Source organism: Mycolicibacillus trivialis (assembly GCF_002102395.1).
GTDB lineage: Bacteria > Actinomycetota > Actinomycetes > Mycobacteriales > Mycobacteriaceae > Mycobacterium > Mycobacterium triviale.
The window spans coordinates 1-25,965 of the sequence record NZ_LQPZ01000022.1; the positions used below are offsets into that span (position 1 = coordinate 1).

Genomic DNA, 25,965 nt, shown 5'->3' on the forward strand with positions numbered 1-25,965 from the left:
CCCGCAGACCTGCCTCCGCCCCCGGCCGACGCCCCGCCCATGGAGGCGTTCACCGCGATGCCGCCGCAGGGCCCGGCCGACCCGGGTGCGCTGCCGGACCTGCAGTCGGTGCCGCAGCCGGTGTTCGACGTGGCCAACCAGCTGATGTCCGGCGAGACCCCCACCGGGTTGACGCTGCCGGAGAACATGCCGGTCGGCCCGGAGGTCCCGCGTGACCTGGCTGGCCACCCCGACGCCGCCTATGTGCAGGAACTGTGGCAGGCCATGCAGGACCAGGGCATCAACAACGACGATGCACTGGCCGCACTGACCAACCCGGACCTGCAGCCGGCGTAAGACCGTTTCGAGTTGGGCGGGTTCGGCTTCGTGCCGGGCCCGCTCACTCGTCTCTGGGGAGGGCGTCTCTGGGGAGGGCTGAGCCGAGCCAGCCCATCAGGCCGAGCCGGCCGGATCAGGCCGAGCCCACCCACTCCTCGGTGCCGTCGGCGAAGAACTGGTGCTTCCACACCGGTAGCCGCTCCTTGATGGTGTCGACCAGCAGCGCGCAGGTGGTGAACGCCTCACGGCGGTGATCGGCGGCCACGGCGGCCACCAGGGCGGCATCGCCGATGTGCAGGGTGCCGACGCGGTGGCTGGCCGCGACCGCCCGCACCCCGTGCGCCTGCGCCGCGACCTCCGCGACCGCCTCGGCCAGCACCTCCTGGGCCGACGGGTGCGCCGAGTACTCCAGGTGCAGCACGTCGCGGCCGCCGTCGTGGTTGCGCACCGCCCCGACGAACCCGACGACCGCGCCCGCGGCGCGGTGCATCACCAGTTCCTCGTGCTCGGCGAGGACGATCGGCTCGGTGCTCAACTCCGCGCGCAAGACTTCCGCGGGGGCCGCGGTCATCGCTTGTGGTCTTTGCCGGCGATCTGGTCCAGCGCGTGGTCGAGCACGTCGGCGAGCACGCCGAGGCCGTCGCGCACCCCCCCGGTCGAGCCGGGCAGGTTCACGATCAGGGTGTTCCCGGCCACCCCGCACACCCCGCGGGACAGCACCGCGGTGGGCACCTTGGGCAGACCGGCGCGGCGGATGGCGTCGGCCAGCCCGACCACCTCGTAGTCCAGCACGGCCAGGGTCTGGGCGGGGGTGTCATCGGACGGCGAGATGCCGGTGCCGCCGGTGGTGATGACGACGTCGGCGCCGATCGCCTCGCGCAGCGCCTGCCCGACCGCGTCGCCGTCGGGAACCACCTGCGGCTCGGGGGCTGCGAAGCCGCGTTCGGCGAGCCAGTCGGCGATGATCGGCCCGGAGCGGTCCTCGTAGGTGCCGGCGGCGGCCCGGGTCGAGGCGACGATGATGTGTGCTGTCCGGTTGCTCATGAGCGCTCCCATGTTCCGTGTCGGCCGCCTTCTTTGCGCAGCACCCGCACGTCGTCGAGTGTCGCGGCGCGGTCGACTGCCTTGACCATGTCATAGAGGGTGAGGCCGGCGACGCTGACCGCGGTCAGGGCTTCCATCTCCACGCCGGTGCGGTCGGTGCTGCGCACGGTCGCGGTGATCGCGATCTCGGCGGCACCGATGTCGAACTGCACGTCGACGCCGCTGAGCGCCAACTGGTGGCAGAGCGGGATCAGTTCGCTGGTGCGTTTGGCGGCCATGATCCCGGCCAGGCGAGCGGTGGCCAGCGCGTCGCCCTTGGGCAGCCCGCCCGCCGAGATCAACTGCACCACCTGCGCCGACGTCCGGAACACCCCGGCGGCCACCGCGATGCGACGGGTGCTCGACTTCTCGGTGACGTCGACCATGTGGGCGGCGCCGTGTTCGTCGAGGTGGGAGAGCGGGCTCGGTGTCGGTTCGGACTCCTCAGCCACGCGGTTCACTCCTACTTGTTGACGACGGTGACCGGGTGCACGTAGGGGATGTCGTCGGTGGGCAGCGGGAACTCGACCTCACCGAACGGTGACAGCGCGCCGGGCCGGTCGGTCGCCAGCTCGCTCACCGCGATCTCATCGGGGCCGACGTCCGGCCACCCGTTGTCCACGTACCTGGTTTTATCCACAGTCTCAGCCACGGCCCCATTCTGACAGGTCAGGCCCGGCGATGTTGCCGGGCGTCTGTTTTACGCTGGTCGGCGATGACCGAGAACGCCCCGAACGTCACGTTGGGGTCCTGGCTGGCCGATCTTCCCGACGATCGGCTGGTCCGGCTACTGCAACTGCGCCCGGACCTGGCCCAGCCCCCGCCGGGCAGCATCGCGGCGCTGGCGGCGCGCGCCCAGGCCCGCCAGTCGATCAACGCCGCCTGCGACGACCTGGACTTCCTGCACCTGGCGGTGCTCGACGCGCTGCTGGTGCTGCACGCCGACACCACCGCGGTGCCGGTGGCGAAACTGACCGCGCTGTTCGGTGAGCGCGCCCCCCACGACGCGGTCGAGCAGGCCCTAGCCGACCTCGCCGACCGCGCGCTGGCCTGGGGCGACAGTGCGGTGCAGGTCGCCCCGGAAGCCGGCGCCGGCCTGCCCTGGTATCCCGGCCAGGTCACCGTGGAGGCCGACGACCGCGGCGCCGACGAGCTCATCGCCGTGATCGAGGACCTCGACGACGCGCAGCGCGAGGTGCTCGAGCGGCTGGTCTCCGGCTCCCCGATCGGCCGCACCCGCGACGCCGCGCCCGGCGCCCCGGCCGACCGGCCGGTGCCGCGGCTGCTGGCCGCCGGCCTGCTGCGCCAGCTCGACGACGAGACCGTAATCCTGCCCCGCCGGGTGGGCCAGGTGCTGCGCGTCGAGGAGCCCGGCCCCGAGCAGCTGACCGCCCCCGACCCGGTCGTCGCGACCCACCGTGACGTCGACGCCGCCGCCGCGGGCGCGGTCATCGACCTGCTCCGCGAGGCCGACGTCGTCCTCGACCAGCTCGGCGCGGTGCCGGCCGCCGAACTGCGCACCGGCGGACTCGGGGTGCGCGAGGTGCGCCGGCTGGCCAAGACCACCAGCATCGACGAGGTCCGGCTGAGCCTGATCCTGAGCCTGACCGCCGCCGCCGGGCTGATCGCCAGCGGCATCCCCGACCCCGAACCCGAGGACGGTGAGGGCCCGTTCTGGGCGCCGACCATCGGCACCGACCGGTTCGCCGATCTGACCACCGCGCAGCGCTGGCACGTGCTGGCCCGCACCTGGCTGGACCTGCCGGCCCGGCCGAGCCTGATCGGCAGCCGCGGCCCCGACGGCAAGACCTGCGGGGCGCTGTCGGATGCGCTGTATTCCACCGCGGCGCCGCTGGACCGCCGGCTGCTGCTGGAGTTGCTGGCCGACCTGCCCGCCGGGTCCGCCGTGGACGTGGCGTCCGCGTCGGCGGCGCTGGTGTGGCGCCGCCCGCGCTGGGCGCGCCGGCTGCAGCCCGAGCCGGTGGAGGATCTGCTCGAGGAGGCGCACGCGCTGGGCCTGGTCGGCCGCGGTGCCCTGAGCGCCCCGGGCCGGGCGCTGCTGGGCGCGGAGGACCCCGACGATGCCACCGTGGTCGCCGCGATGGACCGCGCGCTGCCCGCCCCGATCGACCACTTCCTGGTGCAGGCCGACCTGACCGTGGTGGTGCCCGGCCCGCTGGAGCGTCCGCTGGCCGAGGAGTTGGGCGTGGTGGCCACCGTCGAGTCGGCGGGGGCGGCGATGGTCTACCGGATCAGCGAGGCCTCGCTGCGCCACGCGCTGGACACCGGCCGCACCGGCGCTGGGCTGCAGGCGTTCTTCGAGAAGCACTCCAAGACCCCGATCCCGCAGGGGCTGACCTACCTCATCGACGACGTGGCACGCCGACACGGCCAGCTGCGCATCGGGGTGGCCGCGGCGTTCATCCGTTGCGACGACGCCGCGCTGCTGGCCCAGGCGGTCGCGATTCCCGACGCCGAGCGCCTGGCGCTGCGCGCCCTGGCCCCGACGGTGGCGGTCGCGCAGGCGCCGATCGCCGAGGTCCTCACCGCGCTGCGCGACGCCGGGTTCGCCCCGGCCGCCGAGGACGCCACCGGCGCCGTGGTGGATCTGCGCCCCGGCGGCGCCCGGGTGCCCGGAGCCGTGCGCCGGCGCTCCTACCGTCCGCCGCCGCCGCCGAACCCGGAGACGCTGGGCGCGATCGTCGGGGTGTTGCGCAAGGTCACCGCCGGGCCGTTCGACACCGTCCGCCAGCAGCCGGGAACGATCCTGATGCTGCTCAAACAGGCCGCGCTGGCCCACGCCGACGTCGTGCTCGGCTACGTCGACGCCGCGGGAGTCGCCACCCAGCGAGTGGTCTCCCCGATCAGCGTGGCCGGCGGGCAACTGGTGGCGTTCGACTCCGCGACCTCCCGGGTCCGCGAGTTCGCCGTGCACCGCATCACCTCGGTGGTGTCGGCGACGTCCGGATAATGGGCCGGGTGACATTGCGAAGGGAGCGGGACCGATGACCGAAGGACCGCTGATCGTCCAATCGGACAAGACCGTGCTGCTCGAGGTCGACCACGAGCTGGCCGGTGACGCCCGCGCGGCGATCGCCCCGTTCGCCGAGCTGGAACGCGCCCCCGAGCACGTGCACACCTACCGGATCACGCCGCTGGCGCTGTGGAACGCCCGCGCCGCCGGCCACGACGCCGAGCAGGTGGTCGACGCCCTGGTCAGCTACTCGCGCTACCCGGTGCCGCAGCCGCTGCTGGTCGACATCGTCGACACCATGGCCCGCTACGGCCGGCTGCAGCTGGTCAAGCATCCCGCTCACGGTCTGACCCTGGTCAGCCTGGATCGGGCGGTCCTTGAGGAGGTGCTGCGGCACAAGAAGATCGTGCCGATGCTCGGCGACCGCATCGACGACGACACCGTCGCGGTGCACCCCAGTGAGCGCGGCCGCATCAAGCAGGTGCTGCTCAAGATCGGCTGGCCGGCCGAGGACCTGGCCGGCTACGTCGACGGCGAGGCCCACCCGATCGCGCTGGAGCAGAACGGCTGGGAGCTGCGCGACTACCAGGAGATGGCCACCGACTCGTTCTGGGCCGGCGGCTCGGGCGTCGTGGTGTTGCCGTGTGGGGCGGGAAAGACGCTGGTGGGTGCGGCTGCGATGGCCAAGGCGGCGGCCACCACGCTGATCCTGGTCACCAACACCGTGGCAGGACGGCAGTGGCGCCGCGAGCTGCTCGCCCGCACGTCGCTCACGGAGGATGAGATCGGCGAGTACTCCGGGGAGCGCAAGGAGATCCGCCCGGTGACCATCGCCACCTACCAGGTGATCACCCGGCGCACCAAGGGCGAGTACCGGCACCTGGAGCTCTTCGACAGCCGCGACTGGGGGCTGATCATCTACGACGAGGTGCACCTGCTGCCGGCGCCGGTGTTCCGGATGACTGCCGATCTGCAGTCGCGGCGGCGGCTGGGGCTGACGGCCACCTTGATCCGCGAGGACGGCCGCGAGGGCGACGTGTTCTCGCTGATCGGGCCGAAGCGCTACGACGCGCCGTGGAAGGACATCGAGGCGCAGGGCTGGATCGCACCGGCCGAGTGCGTCGAGGTGCGGGTGACGATGACCGACAACGAGCGGATGCTCTACGCGACCGCCGAGCCCGAGGAGCGCTACAAGCTGTGCTCCACCGCGCACTCCAAGGTGGCGGTGGTCAAGGCGATCCTGGCCGCCCACCCCGACGAGCAGACCCTGGTGATCGGGGCCTACCTCGACCAGCTGGAGGAGCTCGGCGAGCAATTGGACGCCCCGGTGATCCAGGGTTCGACCAAGACCGCCGAGCGGGAGGCGCTGTTCGACGCGTTCCGGCGCGGGGAGATTTCCACGCTGGTGGTCTCCAAGGTCGCCAACTTCTCCATCGACCTGCCCGAGGCGGCGGTGGCGGTGCAGGTGTCGGGCACGTTCGGGTCGCGGCAGGAGGAGGCGCAGCGGCTGGGCCGGTTGCTGCGGCCCAAGGCCGGCGGCGGCGGCGCGATGTTCTACTCGGTGGTCTCCCGGGACAGCCTGGACGCCGACTACGCCGCGCACCGGCAGCGGTTCCTCGCCGAGCAGGGCTACGGCTATGTGATCAAGGACGCCGACGACCTGTTGGGGCCGGCGATCTAACACAATCAGCCCCCGCCCCGGGGGAGACAGCAGAAGGTGAGATCGGCTAACATTCCCCTATGACGACGACGACCAAGCGTGTGCTGCGTGCCGCCGGTGCTGCGCTGGCGCTGGGCATCGCCGCTCCGCTGTTCAGCGGGGTCGCGGCGGCCGACTCGACCGAGGACTACCCGATCCCGCGGCGGATCATCGCCACCGACTGCACCGCCGAGCAGATCCTGGCCGCGGCCCGCGACTTCACCCCGATCTACTACGACCGCTACATGGCCGACTACAACAACAAGTCGCCCGACGTGCAGCGGCGTACCCGCGACAAGTTCCACTGGTTTTTCTCGATCAGCCCGGCCGAGCGTCGCGCCTACTCCGAGGAGATGGCCACGAACATCTACCACGACACGCTGGTGTTCGACTGGCCTAACCACGGCAAGATCTTCTTCAACAACAAGGGCGTCGCCGCCAAGGAGACCGAGAACTGCATGAACTACCCGCCGGACGACCCGTCGGTGTGGATCCGATGAGGGCCATACGCGCAACGGTGGTCGCGGCGCTGGCGGCGCTGCCGCTCACGCTGGCCGTCCCGGCGCACGCCGACGACGTCGACAGCCAGTTCAACCGGCAGTTGCAGACCTACGGCATCTACGCGCCGAAGGACAAGAACGCCTACCTGGCCAAGATCACCTGCCACCGGTTGGGCACCCACCTGGACGCCAACGCCGCGGAGTCGATCGCGTTTCTGAGCAAGAACCTCGACCGGCACAGCACCGAGGCTCAGAAGTGGCAGTTCCTGGGCCTGTCGATCACCACCTACTGCCCCGACCTGAGCTACGTCGTCGAGCAGGCTGCCGCACAACGCTGACCGCGCGGCGCCTCTGCTGCTAGGTTTCCTTCCATGAGTAGCGGCTCGGTTCCCGGCGGGGTCGTACACGCGCTCCCCGACGATCTGCGCGAGGCGCTGGCCGCGGAGCCCGCGCTCCTGGCGGCCTGGCGTGACATCACGCCGCTGGCCCGCAACGAGTTCATCTGCTGGGTCGAGGACGCCAAGCAGGCCGCGACCCGCCAACGCCGTATCCGCCGCACCGGCGAAGAGTTGGCCGAGGGCAAGCGCCGGCCGTGCTGCTGGCCGGGGTGCAAGCATCGGGAGCGCACGGGTAAGCCATGAGAATTCAAGCGGCCGTGCTCCGCGACCCGCAGGGCCCGTTCACGATCGAGGACCTCGACCTCGCCGACCCCGGGCCGCATCAGATCCTGGTCAAGGTCGCCGCCGTCGGGCACTGCCACACCGATGTGTTGCCGCGCGCCCAGATCGGTTTCGGTGCACCGCCGATCGTGCTCGGGCACGAAGGCGCCGGAGTGGTCGAGGCGGTCGGCTCGGCGGTCGAGACCGTCGCGGTCGGCGATCACGTCGTGCTCAGCTTCGACTCGTGCGGAACGTGCGCGAATTGCCGTGGCGCACACCCGGCGTACTGCGACACGTTCTTCCCGCGCAACCTCGGCGGGCCCGCACTGGACGGGTCGGTGAGCCACGTCGACGGTGCCGGAACGCCGGTGGCGGGACGGTGGTTCGGCCAGTCCTCGTTCGCCACCCACGCACTGGTCGACGCGAAGAACGCCGTCGTCGTCGACCCGAGCCTGCCGCTGGCGATGCTGGCGCCGCTGGCCTGCGGCGTGCAGACCGGCGCCGGCGCCATCCTCGAGGCCCTCGACGTGCGCCCCGGTGACGGGGTGGTGATCACCGGGACGGGTGCGGTCGGACTCTCGGCGGTGATGGCCGCCAACGCCGTCGGCGCGGGGCCGATCATCGCCGTCGACATCAACGCCGACCGCCTCGCGCTGGCAAGCGAATTCGGCGCCACCCACGCCATCGACGGTGCGGCCGGTGACCTTACCGAGCAGATCGCTGCGCTCGCGCCGCGCTACGGCCTGGATACCACCGGGCTGCCCGCGGTCATCACCGCCGTCGTCGACGCCCTTCCCGCCCGCGGTGTGCTGGGTCTGGTCGGGGTGCAGCAATCGGATCTGGTGTTGGCGCCCACGGCGCTTGCCGCAGGCAAGACCCTCACCGGCATCTTGGAGGGCAGCGTCGATCCGCAGGTCTTCATCCCGCGACTCATCGGGCTGTGGCAGGCGGGGAAGCTGCCGTTCGACCGGCTCGTGACCACCCTGCCGCTGTCGGAGATCAATACCGCCGAGCAGCGCGCCCTGGCCGGGGAGATCATCAAGCCGGTGCTGATCCCCGGCGAGTGAGGGGTCAGGCCCTACTTACGCCTTTCCCACCGCCAGCTGCTCGGTCCGAGCTTCCTCGGCCGGGACCGGGTCGGGCGGCGGCTCGAATTCCCAGGGCTTCTGCGGCCACCAGAACCAGCGGCCCAGCAGCACCGCGATCGACGGGGTCATGAACGAACGCACCACCAGGGTGTCGAAGAGCAGACCCAGACCGATCGTCGTCCCGACCTGTCCGATGACGACCAGCTCGGAGACCGCCATCGACATCATCGTGAAGGCGAACACCAAACCCGCTGCGGTGACGACGGATCCGGTCCCGCCCATGGCTCGGATGATGCCGGTCTTCATCCCGGCGTAGACCTCTTCGCGGAATCGCGCCACCAGCAGCAGGTTGTAGTCGGCGCCGACGGCCAACAGGATGATGACCGACATCGCCAGCACCATCCAGTGCAGGTCGATGCCCAGGATGTGCTGCCAGAACAGCACGGAGAGCCCGAACGAGGCGCCCAGGGAAACCGCGACCGTCCCGACGATCACCGCCGCGGCCACGATGGCGCGGGTGATGATCAGCATGATGATGAAGATCAGCGCCAGCGAGGCCAGCCCCGCGATCATCAGGTCGATCGCCGACCCTTCCGACATGTCCTTGAACGTCGCCGCGGTGCCGGCCAGATAGATCGTCGAGCCCTCCAGCGGGGTTCCCTTGATCGCCTCCTTGGCCGCGGTCTTGATCGGCTCGATGTGCTTGATCCCCTCCGGGGACATCGGGTCGCCCTCGTGGGAGATGATGAACCGCACCGCATGACCGTCGGGCGAGAGGAACATCTTCATCCCGCGTTTGAAGTCGGGGTTGTCGAAGGCCTCCGGCGGTAGGTAGAACGAGTCGTCGTTCTTCGACTCGTCGAACGCCTTGCCCATGGCGGTCGAGTTCTCCTGCATCGCGTTCATCTGATCCTGCAGACCCTTCTGGGTCTGGTACATGGTCAGCATGTAGGTCTTCATGTTCTTCATCGTCGAGATCATCCGCGGCATCAGCGCGACCATCTGCGGCATCAACTCATCGAGTCGGTCCATGTCAGGCAGGATGTCGCTGAAGTCCTCGGTCATCACGTCGACGCCGTCGAGCGCATCGAAGATCGACCGCAGCGACCAGCAGACCGGGATGTCGAAACAGTGTGGCTCCCAGTACAAGTAGTTGCGGATCGGCCGGAAGAAGTCGTCGAAGTCGGCCAGCGCGTCGCGCATGCCCTCGATGTCGTGAACCATCGAATGCATCTTGGTGACCATGCTGTGGGTGGTGGCCGCGATGTCGGTGGTGATGGAATGCATCTCTTCCATCGTGTCGATCGTCACCTGGATGTCGTCGGCCTGTTTGAGCATGTCCGACATCATCTTCTGCTGGTAGGTCTCATTCATCTTCTGGGTGACGCCGTTCATCGAGATCTGGAACGGGATCGAGGTGTGCTCGATCGGGGTGCCCAGCGGCCGGGTGATCGACTGCACCCGCCCGATGCCCTCCACCTGGAAGATGGCCTTGGCGATCTTGTTGATGACCAGGAAGTCCGACGGGTTGCGCATGTCGTGGTCGGTCTCGATCAGCAGCAACTCGGGGTTCATCCGCGCCTGCGGGAAGTGCCGGTCCGCGGCCGCGTACCCGACGTTGGCCGGCAGGTCGGCGGGCAGATACTCACGGTCGTTGTAGCTGGTGCGGTACCCGGGCAGGGTGAGCAGCCCGATCATCGACAGCCCGACGGTGGCCACCAGGATCGGTCCCGGCCACCGGGTGATCGCCGCGCCGAGCTTGCGCCAGCCGCGGACCCGCATCATGCGCTTGGGTTCCAGCAGCCCGAACCGGCTGGCGATCGCGACCACCGCGGCGCCCATGGTCAGCGCCGCCGCCACCACGGTGACCATGCCGATCGCCAGCGGGATACCCAGCGACCGGAAGTACGGCAGGTTGGTGAAGTGCAGACAGAATGTGGCGCCGGCGATCGTCAGCCCGGAGCCCAGGATGACGTGGCCGCTGCCGTGGTACATGTCGTAGAAGGCCGCGACCCGATCCATGCCCCGGCCTCTGGCCTCCTGATATCGGCCTATCAGGAAGATCGCGTAGTCGGTGGAGGCGGCGATCGCCAGCGTCACCAAAAGGTTCGTCGCGAACGTGGAGAGCCCGATGATTTCGTGGTAGCCCAGGAAGGCCACCACGCCGCGCGCCGCCGACAGCGACATCACCACCGTGCCGAGCACGATCAGAACGGTCACGATCGAGCGGTAGACGAACAGCATCATGACCGTGATCACGATGAAGGTGACGCCGAGGATCATCTGCATGCTGCGGTCACCGGCGATGTGCTGGTCGGCTGAGAGCGCCGCCGGGCCGGTGACGTAGACCGCCAGTCCCTCGGGGCGGTCGGGGGTGTCGGCGACGATCTTCTGGGCGGCGCGCACCGACTCGTTGGCCAGGCTCTCGCCCTGGTTACCGCTCAGATACACCTGGACGTAGGCGGCCATGTTGTCCGAGCTCTGCGAACCGGACGCGGTCAGCGGGTCACCCCAGAAGTCCTGGACGTGTTCGACGTGCTCGGTGTCCTCGCGCAGGTTGGCGACCATCCGGTCGTAGAACTCGTGGTCCTGGTCGCCGAGCGGTCGGTCGGCCTCGAGCACGATCATCACCGAGCTGTTGGACTTGAATTCGTCGAACACCTCGCCGACGCGCTTCATCGCGATCATCGAGGGCGCGTTGTCCGGCGTCATCGACACCGTGCGCATCTCGCCGACCACTTCCAGCTGCGGCACGATGACGTTGAGCACCACGATGCCGGCCACCCAGGCCAGCAGGATCGGCACCGCCAGCCGGCGGATCCACAGCGGGATGCGGTCGCGTTTCGCGGTCGGTCGGGGCTCGACCGCCGCCGAATGCTTGTTGCTCATGCGGATTTCACCAGACAGAAGGTTTGAGCGTGGATCCCGGTGGTGACGTTCTCGTCTTTGACCTCGTCGTCGACGATGATGCGGCAGCCGAGGTTGTCGGGCTCACCCTGCGCGACGATGTTCGGGCTGACCGCCGGATTCGTCGATTCCAGGGTGAGCGACCACGGCAGCACCGCGCCGTTCTCCCGCTGGGGTTGGGCGTCGAGGTCGAGGTAGTTGATGTCGACGACGGCGCCGGGCGGACCGAAGATCTCGTAGGTGACCACCTTGGGGTTGAACGGTTGGGTGTCGTCGAAGACCGGGCTGGAAGTCCCGCCGGGCCCGTCGACGCCGAAGAAGCCGTGGATACGGTGGACGGTGAACCCCGTGACGAGAGCGACGATCACGATGACGAGTGGCATCCACGTGCGTTTGAGCACACTCAATTGGCTACCCCGTCCTGAGTCGCTGGTTGCATGTGTGGGTCGACCGCCCGTAGGCCATCCGCCGTTGTCCCATCACCGCGGCTCCGGGGCAACGCGAGAGTTAGATTAGCTTATTTAAGTGTCTGGGCGATACCCGCCTCACCGGTCGGGCCGGGCGGCCGCTGTGCCGCGCTGCCCGAGCATAACCGCAGGCCAACACTGTTGGACATCCAGCCTCGCGCGAGTTTTTGTGGCGTACGTCACACTCGCTGGCCCCGCCGCGATTCGCCCACAGTTCGAGGTGGTGGAGTCTTTAGCGCCCCACCGCCGAGCTCTCCCCGCCGGGCCCCACCGCCGGGCCCCACCGCCGAGCGTGCGCACAGGCTCACGCTCGCGCTCCAGCGTGAACATAGGTTCACGTTCGAGGCAGGCGGGCCGCGGCGCCGCGAGGTCTCCCCGACCACTCACCGCCCAACCGGTCAACCGCCCACAACCCAACCGCTCACCGCCCAAGAACCCAACGGCACACAACCCAACCGCTCACCCCCCAACGTGCGCATAGGTTCACATTCGAGCGCGAGCGTGAACCTATGCGCACGTTGGGCATCCAGGGCGTGCGGGGCGTGCGACCGGCCCGCAGGCCGATCACATCGGGCCGGTGTCAATCATCCCCAGCGGGCATGGCGTGCCGATCGGGAACGGCTTGGGTGCGAATGGCCAGAGTTGGCAGCCGTGATTCTGCGGTTGACTGGGCGGGGACGCGGGTGGTGCCGAATCCTTTTTGACGACACAGCCGACTCCCCATTCGTGCTCCATGCCCTCAGGGCAGGGGTCGACGCACTGTCCATTCCAGTCTTCTTTCCCGGGCGGGCAGCCCTCCGACGTCTTGATCGGCTCGCACTGACCTCCCCAGCCGATCTCTTGTCCGGGCGGGCAGCCAGGTGGCGCCACGCATTCACCGCCTGAGTTGCGCGACTGCCCATCGGGGCACGGGTTCAGGCACTGACCGTTGACGTCATCTTTTCCGGGCGGACATCCCTGCGGCGCCGGTGCCGGGCACTGGCCATCCGCAGTTCGCTCTTGCCCATCGGGGCAGGGCTCGGCCTCTGGTTCGCTGGGCTGGTCGAACCATTCACGCGTGTTGGGCGTTGGCGGCGGCGCCGGGCACGATGGCCAATCCCGGTCTTCAGGGTCAACCTGGTCAGGAGGGCAGAAGTGGTAGTTCCAGTAGTAATCGTGCCATCCGTTCATAAACGGATCCGGAAACCACGGCTCAACGCAGTCCGGTGAGTCAAACAAAATATAGCTCGAATCCGGATAGCTGCAGTATGATTCGGCGCTCGCTGGAGGCGGGGTACCGATCAGGAGAAATCCAGCACCCAGCATCACCGCGACCAGGACATACAAGGGCTTCAAGATCGTCATCATCCGTCTCCTGACTCGGGACGCGGAAAACCACGGCCCATTCGGTTGAATCAACTGTCTGATGACGTAGACAAAAGAACATCCGCCAAAGCGCGTACGGAGCCTCGCTGACGGGTCGTAGACCGACCAACCGGAGTTCGTGGCGGCCCGGCGTACATATTCGGGCCCGAACGTGAGCAGACGTTCACGCTCGCGCTCCAGCGTGAACATAGGTTCACGTTCGAGGCAGGCGGGCCGCGGCGCCGCGGGGTCTCCCAACCGCTCCCACCCAACGCACACCGCCCAACGTGCGCATAGGTTCACATTCGAGCGCGAGCGTGAACCTGTGCGCACGCTCGAGAGTGGGGCGCAGCGTCAGCGCACCCCACACCCCCCAAACGCCGGAGCCCCCCACACCAGCGGCGTGGGGGGCTCCAGACGTAAACGTTCCTACAGCAGCGACTTCGGCGGGTTGAACCGGTCGCCGTACTTGGCGGCCAACTCCTTGGCCCGCTCGACGAACCCGGCCTGCCCGCCCGGGTAGCCGACGATGTACTGGTGGGTGCCGCCGGTCCACGGCGGGAACCCGATCCCCATGATCGCGCCGATGTTGGCGTCGGCGGTCGATGTCAGCACACCCTCGTCGAGGCATTTCTGGGTCTCCAGCGCCTCGGCGAACAGCATCCGGTCGATCATGTCCTGCAGCGGGATCTCCGCGGAGCCGGACTTGAACACCTCGCGCAGCCCCGGCCACAGCCCGGTGCGCTTGCCGTCGACGTACTCGTAGAAGCCCGCGCCCTTGAGCCGCGACGGACGCCCGATCTCGATCATCTTCTCGACGACGATCTCGTTCATCTGCTTCTCGTAGGTGCCGCCCTCGGCCTCCACGCCCTCGCGGGTCGCGACGGCGATCTTGTGCATCAGCTCGAGGTTGAGCTCGTCGGAGAGCTGCAGCGGCGGCGCCGGGTAGCCGGCCTGGCTGCCGGCCTGCTCGATGCTGGCCGGCTCCGCGCCCTCACCGAGCATCGCCAGCGCTTCGTTGATGAAGGTGCCGATCACCCGGGAGGTGTAGAAGCCGCGGCTGTCGTTGACCACGATCGGCGTCTTGCGGATCGCCAGCACGTAGTCGAACACCCGGGCCAGGGTCTCATCGGAGGTCTTCTCGCCCTTGATGATCTCCACCAGCGGCATCTTGTCGACCGGCGAGAAGAAGTGGATCCCGATGAAGTCCTCCTGCCGCTTCACCCCGGTCGCCAGACCGGTGATGGGCAGCGTGGAGGTGTTGGACCCGAGCACCGCGTTGGACTCGACGACGTCCTCGATCTCCTGGAACACCTTGTGCTTGAGGTCCTGGCTTTCGAAGACGGCCTCGATCACGAAGTCCACGCCGGCGAGGTCGGCGGCGTCGGCGGTCGGAGTGATCTTGTCCAGCAGCGCCTTGGACTTCTCCTCGGTGGTCCGCCCGCGGGACAGCGCCTTCTCCTCGAGCTTCTCCGAGTAGCCCTTGCCCTTCTGGGCCGCCTCCAGCGAGACGTCCTTGAGGACGACGTCGTAGCCGGCCTTGGCCGACACATAGGCGATGCCCGCACCCATCATCCCGGCGCCGAGCACCCCGATCTTCTTGATCGGGGTCTGCGCGATGCCGTCGGGCCGGCTGCCGCCGCCGTTGATGTGCTGCAGGTCGAAGAAGAACGCCTGGATCATGTTCTTGGCGACCTGGCCGGTGACCAGCGAGGTGAAGTACCGGCTCTCGATGCGGCTGGCGGTGTCGAAGTCGACCTGCGCCCCCTCGACGGCGGTGTCGAGGATGGCCCGCGGCGCGGGCATCGGCGCACCCTTGAGCTGCTTCTTCAGCAGCGCCGGGAACGACGGCAGGATCGAGGCCAGCCCGGGCGAGCTCGGGGTGCCGCCGGGGATCTTGTAGCCCTTGACATCCCACGGCTGCACGCCGCCTTCGGGGTTGGCCTTGATCCAGGCCTTGGCGGCGGGCACCAGTTCCTCGACGGTGTCGACCAGTTCGTCGACCAGGCCGACGTCCTTGGCCTTGGCCGGCTTGAACCGGGTGCCCTGGGACAGCACCTCCATGAAGGCCTTCTGGATGCCGAACATCCGCACGGTGCGGGTCACCCCGCCCCCGGCGGGCAGCAGGCCGAGGGTCACCTCGGGCAGGCCGATCACCGAGCCCTTGACGTCGGCGGCGATGCGGCGGTGACAGGCCAGCGCGATCTCCAGGCCACCGCCCAGCGCCGCGCCGTTGATGGCCGCCACGACGGGCTTGCCCAGGGTCTCCAGGGTGCGCAGCGCCTTCTTGATGTGCTCGACCTGGTCGAACGCCTGCTGGGCGTTCTCCGGGCCGACCTGGATCATCGCCTTGAGGTCACCGCCGGCGAAGAAGGTCTTCTTGGCGCTGGTGATGACCACGCCGGTGATCGAGTCCTTTTCGGACACAAGGCGTTCCACGGCCTTGTCCATCGACTCGGTGTAGTGCTCGTTCATCACGTTGGCCGAGCCGGTCGGGTCGTCCAACGTCAGGGTGACGATGCCGTCGGCATCCTTGTCCCACTGAATGGTGTTCTCTGCCATGGTTGTTCGAATCCCTCTCAGACTCGCTCGATGATGGTGGCCACGCCCATGCCACCGCCGACGCACAGTGTGATCAGCGCACGGCGGGCACCCCGGCGCTCCAGCTCGTCGACCATGGTGCCGGTGATCATGGCGCCGGTCGCTCCGAGCGGGTGGCCCATCGCGATGGCGCCACCGTTGACGTTGAGCTTCTCGTCGGGGATGTTCAGGTCCTTCTGGAACTTCAGCACCACCGACGCGAACGCCTCGTTGAGCTCGAACAGGTCGATGTCGTCGACGGTCAGCCCGGCCCGGTCGAGCACCTTGCGGGTGGCCGGGGTGGGGCCGGTCAGCATGATGACCGGGTCGGCGCCGCTGGTGGCGGTGGCCACGATGCGCGCCCGCGGGGTCAGGCCCTGCGAGCTGCCGGCCTTCTCACTGCCGACGAGCACCAGCGCGGCGCCGTCGACGATGCCGGAGCTGTTGCCGCCGGTGTGGACGTGGTTGATCTTCTCCACCTGGTGGTACTTCTGCAGCGCCACCGCGTCGAAGCCGCCCATCTCACCGATGCCGTCGAAGGCGGTGCGCAGCTTGCCCAGGCCCTCCAGGGTGGTGTCGGGGCGCATGTGCTCGTCGTGGTCGAGGATGACCAGGCCGTTCTGGTCGCGCACCGGCACGACGGACTTGGCGAAGTAGCCGCCCGACCAGGCCGCGGCGGCCTTCTCCTGGCTGCGCAGCGCGAAGGCGTCGACGTCCTCGCGGGAGAAGCCCTCGATGGTGGCGATCAGGTCGGCGCCGATGCCCTGCGGCACGAAGCCCACCTGGTAGTTGGTCTCGGGGTCGGTGGCCCAGGCGCCGCCGTCGGAGCCCATCGGCACCCGGCTCATCGACTCGACACCGCCGGCGAGCACCAGGTCGTCCCAGCCGGAGCGCACCTTCTGCGCGGCGGTGTTGACGGCCTCCAGGCCGGAGGCGCAGAACCGGTTGAGCTGCACCCCGCCGGTGGTCTCGGGCAGCCCGGCGGCCAGCACCGCGGTGCGGGCGATGTCGCCGCCCTGGTCGCCGACCGGGGAGACCACCCCGAGGATGACGTCGCTGATCAGGTTCTCGTCGAGGTCGGGGAAGCGCGACCGCAGCTCGTCGACCAGGCCGACGACCAGGTTGAGGGGCTTGACCTCGGTCAGTGAGCCGTTCTTCTGCTTACCGCGCGGCGTGCGGATCGCCTCGTAGATAAAGGCTTCTTCGGACATGACTGTCTTCTTCCAATCCCTGTGTTGCCGGATGCTCTGTTGGGAGGTTAGTACCTGCCCGACCAGGCTAACAGCAGGGGCCGATCAACCTGTTGGTTGGTCGCGGGTAGTGGTCGCCGGGGCCGACGGACACCGGTCGCCGGGGCCGACGGGTACCGGTCGCCTCACCTCCGCGCCCGCTCTACCCTCGGAAGCCATGACGGTCTCCCGGCTGCAGCCCTACACCGCCACCACGGTGTTCGCCGAGGTGTCGGCGCTGGCCGCGCGGGTGGGCGCGGTGAACCTCGGGCAGGGTTTCCCCGACGAGGACGGCCCGCCGGCGATGCTGGCCGCCGCCCGCGACGCCATCGCCGAAGGGCACAACCAGTACCCGCCCGGGATGGGCACGCCCGAGCTGCGCCGGGCCATCGCCGCGCAGCGCCGCCGCCATTACGGCGTCGAGCACGACCCGGACACCGAGATCCTGGTGACCGTCGGGGCCACCGAGGCGATCGCCTGCGCGATGATCGGGCTGGTCGAGCCGGGCTCGGAAGTGCTGGTGATCGAGCCGTTCTACGACTCCTACTCCCCGGCCATCGCCATGGCCGGCGCGCACCGGGTGGCGGTGCCGCTGGTGCGCGACGGCAACGGTTTCGCCTTGGACGCCGACGCGCTGCGCGCCGCGGTCACCCCGCGCACCCGCGCGCTGATCGTCAACTCCCCGCACAACCCGACCGGCGCGGTGTTCAGCCCGGCCGAGTTGGCTGCGATCGCCGAGCTCGCCGTGGCCGCGGACCTGCTGGTGATCACCGACGAGGTCTACGAGCGGCTGGTGTTCTCCTCCCCCGGCGAGCACGCCCATCACCCGCTGGCCGGGTTCGACGGGATGGCCCAGCGCACCGTCAGCATCTCCAGCGCGGCGAAGATGTTCAGCTGCACCGGCTGGAAGATCGGCTGGGCGTGCGGGCCCGCGGAGCTCATCGCCGGGGTGCGCGCCGCCAAGCAGTACGTCACCTACTCCGGTGGGGCGCCGTTCCAGCCTGCGGTGGCGTTGGCCCTCGACACCGAGGACGACTGGGTGGAGGCGCAACGCGCGGCGTTCCAGACCCGCCGCGACCGGCTGGCCGCGGGCTTGCGCGACATCGGGTTCGACGTGCACGACAGCGTCGGCACCTATTTCCTGTGCGCCGACCCGCGCCCGCTGGGTTACGACGACGGTGCGGAGTTCTGCGCGCGGCTACCCGAGCAGGTGGGGGTCGCGGCGATCCCGATGGCGGCGTTCTGTGATCCGGCGATACCGCACTTCGGCGAGTGGAATCACCTGGTGCGCTTCACCTTCTGTAAGCGTGACGAAACCGTCGATGAGGGGTTGGCTCGGCTGTCGGCGCTTCGCTCGGCTCGTTGAGTGGCGCCGGCGCCCCGGTGCGGGCGCGCACCGCGCGCATCACCTGTTTGCTGAGCTGCTCGGTGGCGATCTGCAACACCACGTTGCTGGCGCGTTTGACGACGAAGCCGGGGATCGGCCCGGAGGGTTCGACGGTGATGTCGAAGCGGACCCGGGTGCGGTTGACGCCCTCGTCGAACAGGTTGTACTCGACGTGCTGGCCGCGCTGCTGGTAGGTGGATTTGGCGTCCCAGACCACCCAGTCGGGACCCCAGTGGTATTCCAGCAGTTCCTTGTCGACCAGCCCGAGGATCTTGATGGTGGCCCGCACGTGGTGCGGGCGGCCGTCAGCGTAGGTGTCGAGCACTTCCACCCGCTTGTGCAGCGGTGACCACGACGCCAGCGATTCCACGTCGGCCAGCGCCTTCAGGATCAGCTCCCGCGGCGCGTCGATGACGACTTCACGCGATGCTCGAACAGCCACTACGCCGAGGGTAGCCCTTTATCACGGCGTCGGCTCGCATTCGTCGAACCGGTCGTGAACGTGTCGGGCGGTCAGCCCTTCTTGACCTTGAGGACCTGCTTGCGCAGACCGTCGGTGGCGGTTTCCATGGCGCCCTTCATGGTTCGTTTCAGCAGGAAGCCGGGGATCGGCACCGAGGGGTCGACGTCGATGTCGAAGCGAACCTTGGTCTTGTCGCCCTGCGGGGTCAGCGTGTACTTGGCGTCCTGGGAGCGCAGTTGCCCGGCCGACACCAGCGTCCAGCTGACCGCGTTGTCGCTCCAGGTGTACTCCACGACCTGCTCGTCGGTGAGCCCGGCGGCCTTGATGGTCATCTTGACCTGGCGGGGGCGTCCGTCGTCGTAGCTGTCGAGCACCTCCGCGCTCTTGTACTGCGGCGACCACGTCGGAACGGTCTCCACAGCGGCGATCACGTCGAGGATCTCCTCGGGGGAGGCTTCGATGACGACTTCACGGGAATCCTTCACAGCCATGCCCGGAACGATAGCGGGCGCGGCGGAGAGCCGGGAGGTTTCGCCTCAGTTGACCCCGGCGCGCAGGAACGGGCGGTCCACCCCGGCGCCGGGTCCGTCGAAGTGCCACCACTCCCCGGAGTAGACGCTCAGCCCGCCGGCGTTCATCGCCGAGCGCAGCCGGGCGCGGTTGCGCTGGGCGGCCGGCGAGACCCCGTCGGTGGCGTCGGCGTGCGCGCGCGGAGTGAAGTCGTCGAAACCGGTGCCCATGTCGGCCAGGCAGATTCCGGTCCGGCCGGCCGGGCAGTGCTGCGGGCCGGCGAGGGTGACGTCGACCGAACGGCCGGCCTCGTGGCTGCGGGCGTAGTCGCCGGGGCGGGCGACCCAGGCGGGGTCGGGCACCACCTGGAACATCCGGACCTGCACGGCGTGCGGGCGGTAGCAGTCCCAGAACACCAGCCGCTCGCCGCCGGCGCGCAGCTGCTGCGCCGCGGTGGCCAGCCCGTCGCCCATCGACTCATGGACCAGGCAGCGGGCGTCGGCGGGGTAGAGCTGCACGCCGGTGAAGTTGTTGGTGGTGGCGTAGCGCAGGTCGACGATCGCGTCGGGGACCACGCTGCGCACGTCGAGCAGGCCGTCGGCCTGGGCGGCCGGGCTGACCGGGGGCACGTCGGCGACCGCCGGTGCGGCGGTCGTGATCATCACCGCGGCCACAGCCGCCAGCATCGACAGACCCGCACGCATGGGCTCCACGGTAGCCGCTCAGCACCGCCCGCCAGCGTGGCTGCGGGTCCGCCCCAAGGAGTCGCCACGGCGAGACAAGAATCCACCGCTATGATAACGCTATGATTGCGCTATGGGCACCGAGATCCGGCAATCCGACCTCCGGAACGACAACGCCGCCGTCATGCGGCGGGTAGCAGCAGGCGAGTCGTTCGTGGTCACGGTCAGCGGTCGGCCGGTGGCCGACGTGATCCCGCATCGGGCGACGACCCGCCGTCGATTCGTGCCCGCAGCAGAGGCCCTCGCCGCGCTCACCGCGAGCCCCCTCTCCGACGAGGAGGCACAACGGTGGTGGCACGACATCCGCGAAGGCGACCCGGATACCCCCGACGACCCGTGGACGCGGGATGGCTGAGGAGCCACGTCGCGCTCTCCTCGATACGTCGGCGGTGATCACCCCGCCGACTACACAACAATTGGGCCGGTACGCCGACGAGGTGGCGGTCTCGGTGATCACGATCGCGGAGTTGCAGTACGGCGTCACCGCCGCGGACGATCCCCTGGAACAGATGCGCCGCCGTCAACGCGTGCAGCACACCCTCGACGTGTTCGAGGTGTTGCCGTTCGACATCCCCACCACCGAGTACTACGGGGCGTTGGCGACGTTGGTCCGTCGCGGCGGGCGGAATCCTCGCGCCCGACGGATGGACCTACAGATGGCGGCCACCGCCGCCCGGCACGGTCTGATGTTGTTGACCCGCAACGCCGGAGACTTCGCGGGGCTGGATTCAGCCCTGACCGTCATCGACCTGTCGCAGTGAGCCGCGCATAAGTCGGGGCACCCGCGGGCACGTGACCGGCCCGTTCCACGGCCGGCCGCTCAGCACCGCCCGCCGGGCAGCTCGTCGGCGTGGCTGCGAGTCCACTGCCCCAGCGCGTCGAGCATGGCCACGGCGGTGTCGTGGCTGCCGTCGTCGGGCTGGACGGCCAGCGCGACACCGACGGTTCCGGCGGCGTTGGTCACCACCGCGAGCTGGCGCAACAGGTAGCCGCCGTCGCGCAGCGGCCCCCAGCCGGCTTTGCTGGCGGTGTCGGCGCCGGCCAGTCCCCAGCGCTGCCCGGGGACGATGCGGCGCATCTCGGTCAGCACCGGCTCGGCATCTGGGACGCACGGCAGGCCGAAGGCGAAGCGGGCGGCGTCGAGCCCAGTCCAGCGGGTCTGGCCGAACGGGCTGTAGGGCGGGTAGACCTGTTCGGTCTGCACGACGGTGTCGCCGCTGCCGGCCTCGGAGAGCACCTCGTGGACCTGCTCACCGGCGGCGGCCGGGTCGCCGAGCAGCTGCCACAGCGCCATCGCGGCGTCGTTGTCGGAGGCGGTGATGGCGCGGGTGATCAGCGGGGTCGCGGTGGCGGCGTCGACGCGCAACGCGGCGATGGAGATCGGGACCTTGATCGTCGACCAGGCCGGGCCGACGGTCCAGTCCCCGAAGCTCAGGTCGGTGTCCCCGGCGTGCACGGCCAGCCCGACCTGCCCGGGCGGCAGGGTGTCGAGCAGGGCGGTGAAGGCGGTGGCCAGCGGGGTCGGCGGCGGGAGCGGCGACGCGGCGGAGGTGGTCGTAGGTTCGGCGGGGGTCGGTTCAGTCCTCCGGTCGCACCCGGTGGTCACCGTCAGCAACAGTGCGACGGCCAGCGCGGCGAACCGGGTCCTAATAGAGGTAGACACGCGCGTCGTTTCCGCCCTCGCAGGTGATCCAGTCGTCGCCGGCGGTGCAGTGCATGACGAAGTTCTCACCCCGGCAATTCTTGTCGCCGGCTTCTCCGCACGGGCGCGAGCCGCGCACGGCGAGGTCGCGGGGTGCCCGGTCGGGTTGTCCTGCCGCCCAGTAGGCGTCGAGCACGTTGCTGGTGAAAAAGCAACTGGTAGCCGCCGATCCGCGGACCGCGCGGCTGCCGAACACGTTGCCCGGCGGGTGGACGTAGCCGGCGTCGCAGTTCACGCCGAGCGCATCGGGGCCGCGGATGCCCGGCGGCGGCACCGGCAGCGACGTCGTCGGTGCCTCGGCCGAGGTGGTGGCCGTCTGCAACGGTGTAGCGGAGGTCGTGGTGGCCGGTTTGTGGCGTTCGGAACTCACCCACAGCCCGATACCGATGCCGGTCACCGCCAGCAGCAACGCCGCTGTCGCAATCACCACCGGCACCACCCAGCGCCGACCCGGACCGGAAGGCGCTGGTGCAGGGGCCGGCGCCGGAGGCGACCAGGGTGCGGTCGGGTACGCGGCGGGTGGTGGTGCGGGGGCGGTCGGATAGGCGCTGGCGACGGCTCGTTGCTGGGGCGGAGTGAGTGCCCGCTCCGCGGCGCGCGCCAGCGCCCCCGCGCTGCCGTAGCGGTCGTCGGGTTCTTTGGCCATGCCGCGGGCGATGACCTCGTCGAAGGCGACCGGGATTCGCGGGTTGATCGCGTGCGCTGACGGCGGTGGAGTGTAGAGGTGCTCGGTCATCAGCGTGGCCATGGTCGCGGCGATGAACGGCGCTCGCCCGGTGAGACATTCGAACAGGACACAAGCCAGTCCGTAGATGTCGACCGCCGCGGTGGTGGGCTCACCGGTGAGGCGTTCGGGAGCGATATAGGCCATCGATCCCACCGCCATCCCGGTCTTGGTCAACCGGGTGTCGCCGGCTTGCTCGGCGATACCGAAGTCGAGCAGGTAGGCGAAGTCGCCGTCGGCCACGATGACGTTCTCGGGCTTGATGTCGCGGTGCACGACGCCTCGGGCGTGCGCGGCGTCGAGCGCGCCTGAGATCTGAGCGCAGATGTTGACCGCCCGGACCGGATCCATCGGTTCGTTCTCCAGCAGCTCACGCAGATTCGTCCCCGCGACCAGGCGCATGTCGATGTACAGACAGCCATCGATCTCACCCCAGTCGTGGATCGGGATGACGTGCGGCTCACCGAGTTGGGCGGCGGCGTGCGCCTCGCGGGTGAACCGCCGTCGATAGCTCTGGTCGGCGGAGTAGGTCTCCAGCAGGATCTTCAGGGCGACGGTGCGGTCCTTCTCGGTGTCGAGGGCCTCGTAGACCTCGCCCATGCCGCCGCGGCCCAGCAACCGGTTGAGCTGATACTTGCCGAATCGGGTCCCTGCCCGCGGCTGCGCTGCAGCATCCACCGAAACCCTCGCACCGAAAGCGTGTGTCGTCTCAGTCAACCACTTGACCCGCTAAGACGCCGTGAAAACGCCGATTCCGGCGTACGCTCCGCCCATGCCGCTGTCCGCGGGCGACACGTTTGCCGGTTTCACCATCGTTCGGTTGTTGGGCGCCGGTGGAATGGGCGAGGTCTATCTGGCCGAACACCCGCGCCTGAACCGCAGCGATGCGCTGAAGATCCTGCCTGCGGCGTTCTCCGCAGACGACAACTATCGGCGCCGGTTCGAGCGGGAGGCCGATCTCGCTGCGTCGCTGTGGCACCCGCACATCGTCGGCGTGCACGACCGTGGCGAGTTCGACGGTCAACTCTGGCTTTCCATGGATTACGTCGACGGCACCGACGCCTCGGTGCTGCGGCGGGAGCGCTACCCCGCCGGCATGCCGCGGGCGGAAGTGGGTGAGATCGTCACCGCGATCGCCGCGGCGCTCGATTTCGCCCACCATCGCGGGCTGCTGCACCGCGACGTGAAACCCGCGAATATCCTTCTCACCCGACCAGAATTCGGGTCACGACGAATCTTGCTGGCCGACTTCGGGATCGCGCGTGAATTGCGCGACGCGACGCGGTTGACCGCCACCAACATGACGTTGGGCACGCTCAGCTACGCCGCACCCGAACAGTTGGCCGGCGAGTCGATCGACGGTCGCGCCGACCAGTACGCGCTGGCGGGCACCGCCTACCATCTGCTGGCCGGAAGCGCGCCGTTCGATGATCCGAGTCCGGCGGTGGTGATCAGCCGGCACCTGCACGCACCCGTGCCGCCGATCTCCTCGGTCAAGCCCGAGCTGGCCGCCCTCGACCCGGTGTTCGCCCGGGCTCTGGCCAAGGATCCGGCGCAACGCTTTCCGAACTGTGCGGAGTTCGCGGCCGCGCTGGAGCGCGCCGGTTCCGTCGCCCCGGCTCATTTCGCTCCCCCGCCCCCGCGTCCGGTACGCCCACAACCCGCACCGACAGCCTCTGCTGTGCCGGTGGCACTGATATCCGCGCTCGTCGTCGCCGGGCTTCTCCTCCTCGGCGTCATGGTGTGGGTCGGCACCCGATTGGCGGGCTCCAACAGCGGTGAGCACGCCGCAGCGACCACAACAACACCCTCCGCTCACACCGCCGCCCCGCAACTCGACACGACCTCGTCGACCACGACATCAGCGAACTCGGCGACGACCACGACCCTCGCCATGCTGCTCCCCGACGCCGACGAGCAGGGCTTTCTGTCCGGCGGCGCGCGGTGCGATTCGGGTGATCGTGCGGCACTGGTGGTTCGCACCGAGTACTCCAGGGCGGTGGTCTGCACCACCACGGCTCAGCACCTGTACTACCGCGGCGTCCGGGTCAGCGACGGCGCCGGCATCGAACTCGGCCACGTCCAGCCGATGCCGGGTGGTTTCGTCGCGATCAACGACCGTGATCCGACCCGCTACGAGGTGACCCACGGCGGGTTGCGCATCGTTCAGAACGGCCGGGAGATTTCTTACGAGCCGGCGATCGCGGCGGCGCCGTGACCCCGCGTCGGGTCCCAATCTCGTATTTGTGTGAATCGGCCCCTGGGCCGCCAGGTAAATTTGCAGCACCGAAACTCGGCAGCCCCAGCCAACCAGCTGCCCGACGGGAGAGGAAACACGTGAGGCCCACCGTGTCGCGCACGGCCACCACCGCGCTGGCAACGTCGCTGCTCCTGCTCACCGGCTGCACCACCGTCTACCCCGGCGTCGGCGTGCGCAACCCGCACGCCGACCAGAACGTCAACGTCAGCCTGCTGGACACCGGCAACTTCCCCACCAAGCCCAGCGAACCGCTGGGCACCGCCAAAACCCGGGAAGCAGGAGCCCTGGTCGAGGCGCGCCGGTTGGCCGATGTGGTGACGGTGCCGTTCGAGGCCGATCCGGCGCTGACCAAGTCCGGTGGTGCCGCGGGTGCCGTGACCATCGGGAACGACATCGGGTTCAGCTATTTCTCTGAAGACACCGGCGTCGGGGTGGCGATCACCAATGCGGTCAACGACGGCGGCCTGATCACCGGGTTCAAAACCAACGCCGAGTCCGAGATCGGCTCCAACGGCCTGGCGAAGCTCAAGCACGTGGTGGTGCGCTTCGCCACGCCGGAGGACGCGACGAAAGCCGTCGACGCGATGGCCGACCATGCAGAACACGAAGCCACCGAATACAACCCGCCGCGCCAGGCACAACCGATTCCGGATCGCCCTGAGATACGCGCATTTTCGAGCTCTGACGAGGACAAACGCTCGAACGTGTTCACGTTCGTGGCGCACGGCACCTACGCGCTGATCGACTTCGCCGAGGTCGCCTACCGCAAGACCAACCTCGACGATGCGATCCGGCTGGCGACCACCACGATCGACAAGCAAATCCCGCCGCTGGACGGCTTCCAGGCAACGCCGGTGGACAAGCTCGCCGATCTCGAGATCGACCCCAGCGGGCTGCAGGCGCGGACCCTGCCGATACCGAAGAACGCCAGTTCCAGCGCACAGCCGGGGGTCTACGGCGCGCACGGGGCCCTGCACTTCATGGCCAACCCGCAGCGCAGCCAGAAAACCTTCGACGACACCGGAATGACCGAACTGTCGCGCGCCGGCGCCACCGTGTACCAAGCCCGCGACGAGAACTCGGCCAAGAAACTCGCCGACGACATCGTCGCCGAAATCGGTGGGATGAAATACCCGTCGTACCTGCCCGACGACCCGATCAGCAACCTGCCGGGCTCGAAGTGCCTGAAGCCCGACGGTGACAGCACGCTCTACGCGTTCCGGTGCGTGGTCAGTGTCGACCGCTACGTGATCGAGATCGGCGGACCCAGCGCCGTGGAGGCCCGCCGCATGGCCTCCGCCCAATACGTGATGCTCACCGCGAAATAG

Annotated in this window: 24 protein-coding genes and 2 pseudogenes; 12 read left to right on the forward strand and 14 right to left on the reverse strand. The window is 69.1% G+C overall.

The window, feature by feature from the left end:
• Positions 1 to 336: pseudogene (locus AWC30_RS09320) on the forward strand (transglycosylase family protein); the annotation flags it as partial.
• A 115-nt stretch (positions 337 to 451) separates the two neighbouring features.
• Here AWC30_RS09320 and AWC30_RS09325 read toward each other — a convergent pair.
• From AWC30_RS09325 to AWC30_RS09340, 4 genes are all read right to left on the reverse strand, one after another.
• Positions 452 to 889: a molybdenum cofactor biosynthesis protein MoaE gene (locus AWC30_RS09325; protein WP_085109927.1), complete on the reverse strand. Its 438-nt coding sequence runs from the start codon at positions 887 to 889 to the stop codon at positions 452 to 454.
• On the reverse strand, positions 886 to 1,362 hold the full coding sequence (locus tag AWC30_RS09330; RefSeq protein WP_085109928.1) for a MogA/MoaB family molybdenum cofactor biosynthesis protein: 477 nt from the start codon (positions 1,360 to 1,362) through the stop codon (positions 886 to 888). Before AWC30_RS09330 ends, AWC30_RS09325 begins: the two co-directional genes overlap by 4 nt.
• Positions 1,359 to 1,787 (reverse strand): cyclic pyranopterin monophosphate synthase MoaC, encoded by a 429-nt coding sequence (gene moaC / locus AWC30_RS09335; RefSeq protein ID WP_109562006.1) that lies wholly within the window; start codon positions 1,785 to 1,787, stop codon positions 1,359 to 1,361. The genes AWC30_RS09330 and moaC overlap by 4 nt, the downstream gene beginning before the upstream one ends.
• A 77-nt stretch (positions 1,788 to 1,864) precedes the next feature.
• The gene (locus AWC30_RS09340; RefSeq protein WP_085109930.1) at positions 1,865 to 2,053 is read right to left on the reverse strand and encodes a hypothetical protein; all 189 of its coding nucleotides are present in this window, start codon (positions 2,051 to 2,053) and stop codon (positions 1,865 to 1,867) included.
• A gap of 63 nt (positions 2,054 to 2,116) precedes the next feature.
• Between AWC30_RS09340 and AWC30_RS09345 the strand changes: the two genes are divergently transcribed.
• Genes AWC30_RS09345 through AWC30_RS09370 form a run of 6 tightly spaced genes read left to right on the forward strand, consistent with a single transcriptional unit; the run spans position 2,117 to position 8,300 of the window.
• Positions 2,117 to 4,372 (forward strand): helicase-associated domain-containing protein, encoded by a 2,256-nt coding sequence (locus AWC30_RS09345; protein ID WP_085109931.1) that lies wholly within the window; start codon positions 2,117 to 2,119, stop codon positions 4,370 to 4,372.
• A 34-nt stretch (positions 4,373 to 4,406) separates the two neighbouring features.
• Entirely contained in the window at positions 4,407 to 6,056 is a 1,650-nt protein-coding gene (locus AWC30_RS09350; protein ID WP_085109932.1) for a DNA repair helicase XPB, read from the forward strand.
• Positions 6,057 to 6,115: 59 nt separating this feature from the next.
• On the forward strand, positions 6,116 to 6,574 hold the full coding sequence (locus AWC30_RS09355; protein ID WP_085109933.1) for a DUF5078 domain-containing protein: 459 nt from the start codon (positions 6,116 to 6,118) through the stop codon (positions 6,572 to 6,574).
• Complete coding sequence (locus AWC30_RS09360) at positions 6,571 to 6,912, forward strand: DUF732 domain-containing protein (RefSeq protein WP_085109934.1); 342 nt, start codon at positions 6,571 to 6,573, stop codon at positions 6,910 to 6,912. The genes AWC30_RS09355 and AWC30_RS09360 overlap by 4 nt, the downstream gene beginning before the upstream one ends.
• 33 nt (positions 6,913 to 6,945) lie before the next feature.
• Entirely contained in the window at positions 6,946 to 7,215 is a 270-nt protein-coding gene (locus tag AWC30_RS09365; protein WP_085109935.1) for a YdeI/OmpD-associated family protein, read from the forward strand.
• Positions 7,212 to 8,300 (forward strand): NAD(P)-dependent alcohol dehydrogenase, encoded by a 1,089-nt coding sequence (locus AWC30_RS09370; protein ID WP_085109936.1) that lies wholly within the window; start codon positions 7,212 to 7,214, stop codon positions 8,298 to 8,300. The genes AWC30_RS09365 and AWC30_RS09370 overlap by 4 nt, the downstream gene beginning before the upstream one ends.
• A gap of 15 nt (positions 8,301 to 8,315) precedes the next feature.
• On the opposite strand, the gene AWC30_RS09375 is transcribed toward AWC30_RS09370, so the two are convergent.
• From AWC30_RS09375 to AWC30_RS09390, 5 genes are all read right to left on the reverse strand, one after another.
• Positions 8,316 to 11,210 (reverse strand): MMPL/RND family transporter, encoded by a 2,895-nt coding sequence (locus tag AWC30_RS09375; RefSeq protein WP_085109937.1) that lies wholly within the window; start codon positions 11,208 to 11,210, stop codon positions 8,316 to 8,318.
• On the reverse strand, positions 11,207 to 11,635 hold the full coding sequence (locus tag AWC30_RS09380) for an MmpS family transport accessory protein (protein ID WP_272937749.1): 429 nt from the start codon (positions 11,633 to 11,635) through the stop codon (positions 11,207 to 11,209). The genes AWC30_RS09375 and AWC30_RS09380 overlap by 4 nt, the downstream gene beginning before the upstream one ends.
• Before the next feature lie 624 nt (positions 11,636 to 12,259).
• Positions 12,260 to 13,249: a hypothetical protein gene (locus tag AWC30_RS17595; RefSeq protein ID WP_133053678.1), complete on the reverse strand. Its 990-nt coding sequence runs from the start codon at positions 13,247 to 13,249 to the stop codon at positions 12,260 to 12,262.
• A gap of 219 nt (positions 13,250 to 13,468) precedes the next feature.
• Positions 13,469 to 15,601, reverse strand: coding sequence for a 3-hydroxyacyl-CoA dehydrogenase NAD-binding domain-containing protein (locus AWC30_RS09385; protein WP_085109938.1), 2,133 nt, complete (start codon positions 15,599 to 15,601; stop codon positions 13,469 to 13,471).
• Positions 15,602 to 15,618: 17 nt separating this feature from the next.
• On the reverse strand, positions 15,619 to 16,830 hold the full coding sequence (locus AWC30_RS09390) for an acetyl-CoA C-acetyltransferase (protein ID WP_085109939.1): 1,212 nt from the start codon (positions 16,828 to 16,830) through the stop codon (positions 15,619 to 15,621).
• 196 nt (positions 16,831 to 17,026) lie between these two features.
• Here AWC30_RS09390 and AWC30_RS09395 point away from each other — a divergent pair, with 196 nt between their 5' ends.
• A complete protein-coding gene (locus tag AWC30_RS09395; RefSeq protein ID WP_085109940.1) occupies positions 17,027 to 18,214 on the forward strand; it encodes a pyridoxal phosphate-dependent aminotransferase in 1,188 nt (395 codons plus the stop codon).
• 4 nt (positions 18,215 to 18,218) lie between these two features.
• On the opposite strand, the pseudogene AWC30_RS09400 reads toward AWC30_RS09395, so the two are convergent.
• The 3 genes and pseudogenes from AWC30_RS09400 to AWC30_RS09410 all read right to left on the reverse strand — a co-directional run.
• Positions 18,219 to 18,677: pseudogene (locus AWC30_RS09400) on the reverse strand (SRPBCC family protein); the annotation flags it as partial.
• A gap of 71 nt (positions 18,678 to 18,748) precedes the next feature.
• Positions 18,749 to 19,189, reverse strand: coding sequence for an SRPBCC family protein (locus AWC30_RS09405; RefSeq protein ID WP_085109942.1), 441 nt, complete (start codon positions 19,187 to 19,189; stop codon positions 18,749 to 18,751).
• Between the two features lie 45 nt (positions 19,190 to 19,234).
• Positions 19,235 to 19,894: a M15 family metallopeptidase gene (locus tag AWC30_RS09410; protein ID WP_234808017.1), complete on the reverse strand. Its 660-nt coding sequence runs from the start codon at positions 19,892 to 19,894 to the stop codon at positions 19,235 to 19,237.
• A 130-nt stretch (positions 19,895 to 20,024) separates the two neighbouring features.
• Between AWC30_RS09410 and AWC30_RS09415 the strand changes: the two genes are divergently transcribed.
• Both AWC30_RS09415 and AWC30_RS09420 read left to right on the forward strand, forming a co-directional pair.
• Positions 20,025 to 20,306: a type II toxin-antitoxin system Phd/YefM family antitoxin gene (locus AWC30_RS09415; protein WP_085109944.1), complete on the forward strand. Its 282-nt coding sequence runs from the start codon at positions 20,025 to 20,027 to the stop codon at positions 20,304 to 20,306.
• A complete protein-coding gene (locus AWC30_RS09420; RefSeq protein ID WP_085109945.1) occupies positions 20,299 to 20,712 on the forward strand; it encodes a type II toxin-antitoxin system VapC family toxin in 414 nt (137 codons plus the stop codon). Before AWC30_RS09415 ends, AWC30_RS09420 begins: the two co-directional genes overlap by 8 nt.
• A gap of 59 nt (positions 20,713 to 20,771) precedes the next feature.
• Here the strand turns inward: AWC30_RS09420 and AWC30_RS09425 are convergent, their stop codons facing one another.
• Both AWC30_RS09425 and AWC30_RS09430 read right to left on the reverse strand, forming a co-directional pair.
• Entirely contained in the window at positions 20,772 to 21,614 is an 843-nt protein-coding gene (locus AWC30_RS09425; RefSeq protein WP_133053679.1) for a hypothetical protein, read from the reverse strand.
• Positions 21,598 to 23,055, reverse strand: a complete 1,458-nt coding sequence (locus AWC30_RS09430) for a serine/threonine-protein kinase (protein ID WP_234808015.1) — start codon at positions 23,053 to 23,055, stop codon at positions 21,598 to 21,600. The genes AWC30_RS09425 and AWC30_RS09430 overlap by 17 nt, the downstream gene beginning before the upstream one ends.
• Positions 23,056 to 23,149: 94 nt before the next feature.
• Here AWC30_RS09430 and AWC30_RS09435 point away from each other — a divergent pair, with 94 nt between their 5' ends.
• Positions 23,150 to 24,595 (forward strand): serine/threonine-protein kinase, encoded by a 1,446-nt coding sequence (locus AWC30_RS09435; protein ID WP_085109948.1) that lies wholly within the window; start codon positions 23,150 to 23,152, stop codon positions 24,593 to 24,595.
• Entirely contained in the window at positions 24,592 to 25,965 is a 1,374-nt protein-coding gene (locus tag AWC30_RS09440; RefSeq protein ID WP_133053680.1) for a DUF7373 family lipoprotein, read from the forward strand. Before AWC30_RS09435 ends, AWC30_RS09440 begins: the two co-directional genes overlap by 4 nt.